7 protein-coding genes are annotated in these 8,558 nt (G+C 66.3%); 6 read left to right on the forward strand and 1 reads right to left on the reverse strand.

Annotation, left to right across the window (positions count from 1 at the left end; all coding sequences use genetic code 11):
• The first annotated feature begins 1 nt into the window (after position 1).
• From EV216_RS09975 to EV216_RS09990, 4 genes are all read left to right on the forward strand, one after another.
• Entirely contained in the window at positions 2-991 is a 990-nt protein-coding gene (locus EV216_RS09975; protein WP_132695083.1) for a type II secretion system F family protein, read from the forward strand.
• Complete coding sequence (locus EV216_RS09980) at positions 954-1,556, forward strand: tetratricopeptide repeat protein (protein ID WP_132695085.1); 603 nt, start codon at positions 954-956, stop codon at positions 1,554-1,556. The genes EV216_RS09975 and EV216_RS09980 overlap by 38 nt, the downstream gene beginning before the upstream one ends.
• Before the next feature lie 29 nt (positions 1,557-1,585).
• On the forward strand, positions 1,586-2,437 hold the full coding sequence (locus tag EV216_RS09985; protein ID WP_132695087.1) for a tetratricopeptide repeat protein: 852 nt from the start codon (positions 1,586-1,588) through the stop codon (positions 2,435-2,437).
• Positions 2,438-2,533: 96 nt separating this feature from the next.
• Entirely contained in the window at positions 2,534-3,154 is a 621-nt protein-coding gene (locus tag EV216_RS09990; protein WP_132695088.1) for a prepilin peptidase, read from the forward strand.
• Here EV216_RS09990 and EV216_RS09995 read toward each other — a convergent pair.
• Entirely contained in the window at positions 3,109-4,719 is a 1,611-nt protein-coding gene (locus tag EV216_RS09995) for a hypothetical protein (RefSeq protein ID WP_132695090.1), read from the reverse strand. The two genes, EV216_RS09990 and EV216_RS09995, sit on opposite strands and share 46 nt — an antisense overlap.
• Positions 4,720-4,866: 147 nt before the next feature.
• On the opposite strand from EV216_RS09995, the gene EV216_RS10000 reads away from it, so the two are divergent.
• Together EV216_RS10000 and EV216_RS10005 are read left to right on the forward strand one after the other, a co-directional pair.
• Positions 4,867-6,177, forward strand: a complete 1,311-nt coding sequence (locus EV216_RS10000) for a P-loop NTPase family protein (RefSeq protein WP_132695092.1) — start codon at positions 4,867-4,869, stop codon at positions 6,175-6,177.
• Between the two features lie 571 nt (positions 6,178-6,748).
• Positions 6,749-8,558, forward strand: a 1,810-nt coding sequence (locus EV216_RS10005) for a HAMP domain-containing protein (RefSeq protein WP_132695093.1), incomplete at its 3' end; no start/stop codon positions are given.

The raw sequence follows: 8,558 nt of genomic DNA on the forward strand, positions 1-8,558 counted from the left end.
CATGGACATCATCTCTTCCCTCAACGGCGTTCTCATCGACCGTTTCGGCGCGCTCGGCCCGCTATACATGGTGGGTGCGCTGGGCCTTCTGTTGATTGCCCTGACTGTGCCGGCGCTCCTGAAAAAACGCGTCGACCCACTTGACAAGCTCCGGCGCGAGACCCGCGAGATGAAGGCCGCGTCCACGCGCGACCCGATGACGACGCTGCGGCCCACCTCGCACGCGGACAAGCTGGAGCGGTTCTCCCACTTCCTCGAACCCCAGAACGAGGAGGAGTTCTCGGCCATCCGCCTCAAGATGATGCGGGCGGGCTACCGCTCCAAGAACGCGATCCGGCTCTTTCATTTCGCCCAGCTCGCGCTGGGACTCGGGCTGCTGGTCCTCGGCGTTCTCTACACCATCGTGAACAGCGCCAGCGACGAGGTCGACACAACCAAGCTGATCCTGTCGGTGATCATTCCCGGTGCGATCGGCTATTACCTGCCGCGCTACTGGGTGGAACGGCGGCTTCAGACCCGCCAGGAAGCGATTACAAACGGCTTTCCCGACAGCCTCGACATGATGCTGGTCTGCGTCGAGGCCGGCCAGTCGCTCGACCAGTCGATCGTCCGCGTCGCACGCGAGATGCGCGCGGGCTTTCCCGACCTTGCCGAGGAATTCGAGATCGTCGCCCAGGAGATGAAGGCCGGCAAGGACAAGGTACAGGTTCTCAAGGACATGGCCGAACGCTGCGGCGTGACCGACATCTCGTCCTTCGTCACCGTGCTGATCCAGTCCGCCACCTTCGGCACCTCGATCGCCGAGGCGCTGCGCGTGTTCTCGGCCGAGATGCGCGACAAGCGTGTCATGCGCGCCGAGGAAAAGGCGAACGTCCTGCCGACCAAATTGACACTGGGCACGATGATGTTCACGGTTCCCCCGTTGCTCATCATCCTGATCGGCCCCTCGGTCTATGCGATTTACGACACCCTGTCGAATTCGAGCTTCTGACCTCGTCCGACGCGGCCCGATCCTGGCCGCGCTGCTTGCGCTGGCGGCCTGCCAGCAGACCGGCCGACTGGACCCCGGCTTTCAGGGGCTGCCCCCGCCCCCGGGCACGCCTAGGGTCACCGAGGCCGTCGACGGGCTGACCGTCGGCCACCGGCTTATGGCGGCAGGCGAATACGAACTGGCCCTCGACGCCTATTACCGCGCTGCAGCCGAGCAGGGGCTGAGCGTCGACGTTCTCTCGGCGGTCGGATCGGCCAATCTGCGCCTAGGCCGGCTTGGGCAGGCCGAGACCATGCTGCGCCGCGCGCTGAAGAAGGACGAGCGCTTCGTTCCCGCCTGGAACAATCTGGGCGTCGTCCTGATGGAGAAGGGCGAGACCGGCGAGGCCCGGCGCGTGTTCGAGACGGCCTTCGCCCTCGATAGTGGCCAATCGGACGACATCCGGCAGAATCTGCTTCTGGCTATCGAAAAAACCGCCAATCCATCCTATGATCCTGCCAACGATAACGACTTCAAACTGGTGCGGCGCGGCAGCGGCCAATACCTGCTGATCGCCACGCCCTGAGGCCAGAGCAGCAGAGGACGCAGGATTCCATGCGCCACGTTTTTCTTGTCGCGTTTTGCGCCGCAGGCGCGCTCGCCTTGTCCGGATGCCAGCGTCCGGGCGAAGCGGATGTCGACCGCGCAATTCAGGACGTGCTGTCCGGCGACGAAAGCGCCATGAACGACATCATGATGAATGTGGCCGATCCCGGCGAGGCGGTCAGCTATTTCCGCCGGGGACTGGAAGGTCAGCCCGAAAATATCGCCCTGCAGCGCGGTCTTGCCCAATCGCTGCTCAGGGCGGGGCGCAACACCGAGGCGGTGGGCGCATGGGCGCGGGTGACCAACCACCCCGAGGCGACCGCGGAGGATCGGGTCACACATGCCGATGCGCTGATCCGCGTCGGCGAATGGAAAAAGGCCGAGGCGGTGCTGCACGCGATCCCACCGACCCACGAGACCTATCGCCGCTACCGGCTGGAGGCGATGGTGGCCGACGCGAACAAGCAATGGGCCAAGGCCGACAGTTTCTACGAAACTGCCGCGGGGCTGACGACGCGGCCCTCGGGGGTGCTGAACAACTGGGGCTATTCCAAGCTGACACGGGGCGATTTCAAGGGCGCAGAGCGGCTGTTCACCGAAGCGATCACCTATGACCCGTCGCTCTTCACCGCCAAGAACAACCTCGTGCTCGCCCGCGGCGCCCAGCGCAATTACGATCTGCCGGTGGTCAGGATGACGCCGACCGAGCGGGCGCAGCTTTACCACACGCTGGCCCTTACCGCGATCAAGCAGGGCGATGTGGGCATCGGCAAGGGGTTGTTGCAGGAGGCGATCGACGCCCATCCCCAATATTTCGAACCGGCGGTGCGCGCGCTCGAGGCACTGGAGGCCCGCGGCTAGCCCGGCGCGACGCCGCGCCGAGGCCACCGGTCGGCCTTGCCCCTGCCCGAATTCGACCCGACCCTGCCTGCGTCGGATTTCGTTCCGGGAGACCGCATGACCTCGCTCGATCCTTCCGCAGATGGCGCGCGCGCAAACGGGCGGCTTCTAACCGTCGCCGTCGGGCTTGCCTTCGCAGCGATATTCGCCGGGCTTGCCGCGCGGGCCGTCACGCTTGGCACGCCGCTGGGCGCGGGCACCTTCCTGCCCTTCGTGCTGCCGATCGCGTTCTGGGTGGCCCGCAGCGACATGAAGACGATGAAGATTCCGAATCAGGCCGTTCTGGCACTGGTCTCCGTCTTCGCGCTGGTCGGGCCGGTCGCATTGCCGCTGGATATCTGGGCCTGGTGCTGGGTGCATCTGGGCGTCGTTCTGGTGCTGGGCTTCGTGATGAGCACATTCGGGATGATCGGCGCGGGCGACGCGAAATTCGCCGCCGCCATGGCGCCCTTCGTGGCGCTGACCGATCTGGGCGGATTCCTGTTCCTGTTCGCTGCGGTGACCGTGTTCGCCTTCCTCGGCCACCGTCTGGTCCGCCGGAGTCCGGCGGTGCGGCGCGCGCTTCCCGGCTGGGAGTCCTGGGAAAGACGCGATTTTCCAATGGGAATCGCGCTTGCGGGCGCGCTGGTCTGCTATCTCGCGCTCGTGGCGCTGGGCGCGATGCCGAGCAGCAGGTAATCATCGGTGCGGCGCAGTTCCGTCAGAACGACCCCCGCCTCGTCCAGTTCACGCAGGATATGCGCGCGTACATCCGGACGCGCGGCACATTGCGGGACCAGCACCAGTTCCGCCGCCTCAGCCCCCGGCAACCCGCCGTAATACCACGGCGCACCGCCCGGCAGCGGCGCGACACCGCCATAAAGCCAGTAGGCGGTCAGGATGTCCGCCACCAGAACCGGGCGTCCCCCGAAGCCCGCCGCGTCGATGTCTTCGGATACGGCGCGGAACCAGCCGACAAGCCCGCTGATCAGGCGGCAAGGCTCCAGCGGCACGCCTGCCACCACGGTCGGCTCGGGCATCATCGAGCCTTGCCACCAGGCATGGCCCGCGGACATCGGACGGCTGACCCGGGTCAGGACATGGGCCACACGATCGGGCTGCATCCGGATGCCATGGTCGCCGGGCAGCACCTCGACCGGGCCCGCGCTGCGGGCGATCAGGTTGCGCGCCGGGCTTTCGGCCATTGCCACAAGGATCGGCGCGACCAGGATCAGCGCCCCCCACCCGGTCACCGCCAGCCCCCGGCCGCTGCTCTCCCCCGGCTTGGGACATAGCGCCAGCGCAACGATCCCGAGGAAGAACAGCCAGACAGGATCGTTTCCGAAATTCTGGAAGGTGACATAGGTCAGCCCCGGCGCGGCAACCAGCAGCAACAGCCCCTCGCGCGCCCGCCCCGACCGGCGGGCAAGGGACACGGCGGCAAGATAGAGCAGGCTGCCGGCAAGGGCCGCCGGGCCGGTCAAGACATCGAGGACAGTGCCGCCGGGAAAGGGCCTGATCTCGGCCCGGGCCACGTCCAGCAGATCGCCGAGATAGGCCGCCCAGAACGCAGGCCCCGCCGCAGCCGTCACCGCGAGCGCGACGCCAAGCCCGGCCGACAGCGCCGCCGCCGCGCCCAGCCGGTCCCGCGTCAGCAGCAGCGCGAGCGCCACGACCGGCACCGCGGCAAGGGCATAGGTCATCTTGATCAGCGCCAGTGCCGCAAGCCCCAGCCCCATCGCCAGCCCATCCGCAACCCGCGCGCCCGTCCCTTGCCGACGGCGGGGCAGCACCGCCAGCAGCAGCAGCACGAACAGGATTGCCCAGGCCCATCGGTTGTAGCTCATCGACAACGAAATACCGGGATCGGGCGTGGCGGGCACCAGCGCCACCGCCAGCAGCATGATGCCCGCCCCGAAGATATAGGCCCAGGGCCGCGGCAGCCGGTCCTGCGCCGCCCACCAGGCCGCAGGCAGAAGCACCGCACCCACCAGCGCCTGGCCCAGCACGAAGGCCTCGGCGAAGGGATGGCCCAGCCGCACGAACAGCGCGACCGGCGCATAGGCCAGCACGCCCAGCGGCGTCATGAAGTCGAGATGCGGCCATTCGCCCTCGGCCTGGCGCAGCACGATCTGCACCATATGCAGCATGTCGCCCTCGTGCATGACAGGGTAGAGTCCGCCTGCCGCCAGCCCCGCCCAGGTCGCCGCAGCCAGCACCGCGGCCATCGCGGCAGCAAGCCCCACCGGATCGTATCGCCTCATCCCCAGCCCTCGTCCTGTTGCGGCCCCGATGTCGACGGACAGGCGCGGTTCCCGCGATTGTCCCAAAACGCCCGGGCCGTCGCCCAAGAATTGCCCCAAAATGCGGTCAGTTTTGGGCAAGCACCGCAGCAGTTTCAGGGCAATCACATGAACATGCAGATTTCCTCCGTCATGGCGCCCCCCGCCCCCCGGTCACTGGCCGAGATGCGCCTGCCGATGGTGATGATGCGCGACATCCTGCTGAAGACGATCTTCCGCAAGAATGTCGATACCGTGACCGAGATCGCCCGCGCGATCTGCCTGCCCGCCCCCGTCACCCAGGAACTGGTCGATCTTGCCCGCAGCCAGAAACTGCTCGAGGCGACCGGCACGCTCCATGCCGGGGCCGGCAGCGAGATGGGTTTCCAGCTGACCGATGCCGGCAAGGCCCGCGCGCTGGACGCGCTGAACCAGTCGGAATATTTCGGCGCGATGCCCGTCCCGCTCGAGGTCTATTCCGAGCAGGTCAGGCGCCAGTCGATCCGCAACATCCAGATCACCCGCGACCAGTTGACCGGCGCGATGGGCCACCTGATCCTGCCCGACGAGCTTCTGGATCATCTCGGCCCCGCTGTCAGCGCGGGGCGCTCGATCCTGATGTATGGCCCGCCGGGCAACGGGAAATCCTCGATCTCGAACGGCATCCGCGACGCGCTTGGCGACAAGATCTACATCCCTCGGGCGATCGAGTATTCCGGCCAGGTCATCACCGTCTACGACCCGATCGTGCATTCCGCGGCCGAGGAACTGGTGGACGACCCGAATTCGCTGCGCCGCACCTCGGGACGATTCGACACGCGATATGTGCTGTGCGAGCGGCCCACCGTGATCACCGGCGGCGAATTGTCGCTGTCAATGCTCGACCTGGTCTACAATCCGACGGCGCGCACCTATCAGGCGCCGCTGCAGTTGAAATCGACCGGCGGCATCTTCATCGTCGACGACCTCGGCCGCCAGGAGGAACCGCCCCAGGCGCTGGTCAACCGCTGGATCGTGCCGCTGGAAGAGGCCAAGGACATCCTCGCCCTGCAATCGGGCGAGAAATTCGAGGTGCCCTTCGACACGCTGGTAATCTTCTCCACCAACTTCCACCCGAACGAGATCTTTGACCGCGCCGCGCTGCGCCGGATCTTCTTCAAGATCAAGATCGACGGCCCCTGCCAGGAGGATTTCCTGAAGATCTTCGCCCTTGTCGCGCGCAAGAAGAAGATGCCGATCGACGAGGCGACGCTGATCTACCTGCTCAAAGAGAAATATCCCACGATCAAGAACGAATACGCCAACTATCAGCCGGTCTTCCTGATCGACCAGATGATCGCGATCTGCGAGTTCGAGGGCATTCCCTACCAGATGAACCCCGATCTGATCGACCGCGCCTGGGCAAACATGTTCGTGCGCGACGAGAATATCGCCCACTGATCGTCCGGCAAGACACCCACCCCAGGCCCGACCCCGCGCCGGGCAATGTCGGTTCGGTGGCGCGGCCCGGTGCCCCGCCATCCCGACCCGGCGCGGGGTCCGCGGCGATTTGCCCCTCGCGGCACAGTTCCGCGTCCCCGGGAGCCATCGCGATCCGACCCTTGCAGGACAAGCCCGCGGGCAGAGGCCGGACAATCGCCAAGGCGCGGAATGGCTGGCATATGGGCGGAACCACGCTGGACGGGGGCTTGCGGTACATTCGGTAAACTTTGCCGGTTTACCCGGACGTCCGGTCCGAGCCGGACAACACGATGTTAACGCTTGGGTTCCATGGTCCTGAAACAGCACATGGAACTCCGAGTCTTCCATATGTCTTTTCCAGACCCGGCCAGCATGGCCGACAGCAGTACCGCCCGCACCGCACCTGGTCATCACCCGCACCAGCGCGCCGCGGACGGGCTCGAACATTCCCGTCGCCTGCGACAATCCGGGCGGCGACTGCCGAACCCAAGGCGCGGCGGAACCAACCCGCCGTCTCTGCACCAACAAGAAGCCAAGCCACGAGGCCGCCATGCGCAAATTCCTCTCCTACCTGTTCGGAAGCATCGCCATCAAGATCGCGTTCTCGATGGCCGCCATGGGCGCGATGACGGCGGTTGCCGTCGTGATCAGCCTTGCCGTGTTCAACAGCCTGACAGGCTCGCTGAACGCGCTTCTGGGCCAGCAATTGCCTGCCCTGCGCCAAAGCGTGGCCGTGATCGAACACAGCGCGGGCATCCGCGACGCCCTGTCCGAAATGCTCCTGGCCGACGCACCGGACGGGGTCCGGAACGGGCATGATGGCTTTGTGGCCGAAAAGGCCGCACTCGAAGAGGGCATGAAGGGTCTGCCCGAAGCCGCAATCTCCGCAATGCTGCCGCTTCTTGCCGAACTCGACGCCGCGACCCTACAGATGGAATCTGCGATCGCCGACCGCTTCGCGCGCCATGACGAGCTTGAAACCACCATCGCCGCCTATCGCGACATGTCGGACGAGGCCCGGGCCCAACTCATGAAGCTGGCCGACGACGCCGTCTATGACATGGAACTTGCGGGCGCGCAGACGATCGAGGCAGTGACAAGCACGCTTGGGGCGCTGATCGAATACGATTTCGCTGCAACTTCGCTGGTGCTGAGGGCGCGCAGCGAGGTCAACCTGCTCAGCGGCACCGCCATCGCCTTGGCCGAAACCGGCGATGACGGGCTGGCCGTGGGCCTGCGCGGCATCGCCCGGTCGAGCCTGGACGAACTCGACACGATAATCGCCGGGCTCGAGGCCAATGGGGGCAGTCCCAAGCTTTTGCCGATGCTGACCGAGATGCGTGACCTCCTCGCAGAAATGACCGGCGGCGGAATGCGTGGCCGGGCGGACAGCCTGCGTCGGCTGATCGCGCTGCGCGCCCAGACCGATACCGCGCTGACCGAAGCCATCGACGAGCTGACCCAAAACCTGCTCACAGGGGCCGAGGACACCGCGACCTTCAACAGCGAGGCTGTCGAGCGGTTGATCGGCAACGAATTGCAGTTCATCCGCGACGCGGCCCGGCTCGAACTCGCCGTGGAGACCGTCGTTGCGATGGCCTTCCTGGGCGCCACGGCCAGCACGTCGGAGGCCGCCGAGGCCGCGCAGCGAGAACTCGACATGGTCGCCGATGCGCTCGCCGCGCTCATCGACGAGGTCTTCCTGAGCGACGAGTTGCGCGGGATCATCGAGAGTATCCTCGCCTTGTCCGGCCCCGAGACGGGCATTGTCGCCACGCGGGCGGCCATGATCCAGGCCCAGTTGCGTGCCGAAACGACCTCGCGGACAGCCTACAACCATCTGCGTCGGATCGGCGAGGCGGCGGTCATGCAAAGCGATTCCGCGCTCGCCGCCGCATCTGTCGCAGGCGACGCGGTACTCGAGAAGGCGGACCGCGCGGAACAGCAACTGCGCATGGTGGCGACGGCAACCGTGACGTTCCTGCTTGCGGCTCCGGTCTTCATCTGGCTCTTGATCCTGCGCCCCATGGCGCGTCTGGTGCGGGTGACCGAGAGGCTGTCGAAGGGCGACCTGGCTCCCATCACCGGCTTGCGTTTCACCGACGGGGAGATCGGCCGGATGGCAACCGCACTCGGCGTCTTCCGCGAGGGCCTGATCGAACGCGCCCGCATGCAGGAGCACGAACGCGCCATCGAAGAGGAACGTCGGCTCCGCGCCGAGCAACAGCACTCCGTGGTCACCACACTCGCCGACGGGCTCCAACGGCTGTCCTCCGGGGATCTGACGCATCGTCTTGAGAGCGCCTTTGCGCCGGATTACGAGCAGTTGCGGCATGATTTCAACGCGACGGTCGCGACGC

It is taken from the genome of Rhodovulum steppense (assembly GCF_004339675.1).
GTDB classification, from domain to species: domain Bacteria; phylum Pseudomonadota; class Alphaproteobacteria; order Rhodobacterales; family Rhodobacteraceae; genus Rhodovulum; species Rhodovulum steppense.